The following is a 1,232-nucleotide window of genomic DNA, read 5'->3' on the forward strand; positions in this document are numbered from 1 at the left end:
GGTGTTGGAGACGTCGCCTGCGGCGCGGCGGGCCACGGCGCTGTTGACGTAGTCGCCCTCGCCCACGCCGACACCCACGGCCAGCACCATCTGGATCTTCTTGGTCTCGCCCGGAGCGAACCGCAGGTTCTCCAGCGTGAGCTGGCGGCCCTGCAGCAGCGGGCGGGCGGGCACCACGGCGCCGGCGGTGAGCGTCTGCACGGTCAGCGACCCGTCGAGGTACTTGAAGCCCGGCGGCAGCGTGTCCACCAGCGACACGCCGGCGACGGTGCTTGCGCCCGTGTAGCGCGCGGTGATGGTGTAGGGCACGGGGTCGCCCTTGTTCACCGTGAGCTTGGACGTGGTCTTGCGCAGCTCGATGAGCGTGGCCAGCGCGCTGATGCGGTCCAGCGGCAGGTGGTTGTTGACCGCGCTCTGCGCGCCCGCGCTGGACCCCGGGTACTGCAGGGCCAGGAAGTAGGGCGCGGTGATGGGCAGCGCCGGCCGGCCCTGCGGCGACACCAGGCAGGGATCGACGCCGTTGACGTCGTCCAGCTTCAAGCCGGGGGCCGTGCAGGTGGCCATGTCCAGCGCCGAGGCCGCGGGCGGCAGCAGCGTGGAGTTGCGGTAGCCCGCCGGCGGCGTGACGCTGAGCTTGTAGGTGCCCGCGGGCGCCGAAGGCAGGAAGAAGAACTGGTACTCGCCCGTGGGGCCCGTGACCAGCGTGGCGGTGCCGCCGAGCAGGTGCGCCGCGGGGTTGAAGCCGGCGGGACCGTCGATGTGCACGCCGGCACCGGCCACGGGGCGGGCGTCCAGGCTGTCGTAGACCACGCCACCGGGGTCCAGCGGCAGGTCCTGGTTCTGCACCACCTGCGGCAGATCGCCCTCGATGCTGATCCAGGGCATGCCGGCCTTGGGCGCGTTGCTGCCCTGGTTGATCAGCGGGTCCGTGGGCCAGACGCCGCCCACCACGTGGCTCTGCGGGTTGACGAAGCGCAGCCTGTAATTGCCGGAGGTCACGTTGCCGATGCTGTAGCTGCCGTCCTGCGCGGTCGTCGCCGTGGCAACGATGCGGGTGTCCGCCGCGCCGCAGCCCGTCCCGCCATCGGCGCAGGCCTGGAGCTGGACCGTCCAGCCGCCCATGGTCGGCTCGCCCGCGTCATAGGTGCGGCTGTGGTTGTTGTCGCGCCAGACGCGGCCGGTGAGCGTGGAGATGACGTTGCGCAGCTCGCCGAAGTAGTAGTCGCCCTGCG

General features: G+C 71.8%; 1 protein-coding gene. It reads right to left on the reverse strand.

Annotation, left to right across the window (positions count from 1 at the left end):
• On the reverse strand, positions 1–1,232 hold a 1,232-nt coding region (locus ALA01S_RS31065; protein WP_157119447.1), incomplete at both ends, for an SdrD B-like domain-containing protein.

The sequence above is a fragment of the Azohydromonas lata NBRC 102462 genome (assembly GCF_001571085.1).
Classification (GTDB): domain Bacteria; phylum Pseudomonadota; class Gammaproteobacteria; order Burkholderiales; family Burkholderiaceae_C; genus Azohydromonas; species Azohydromonas lata.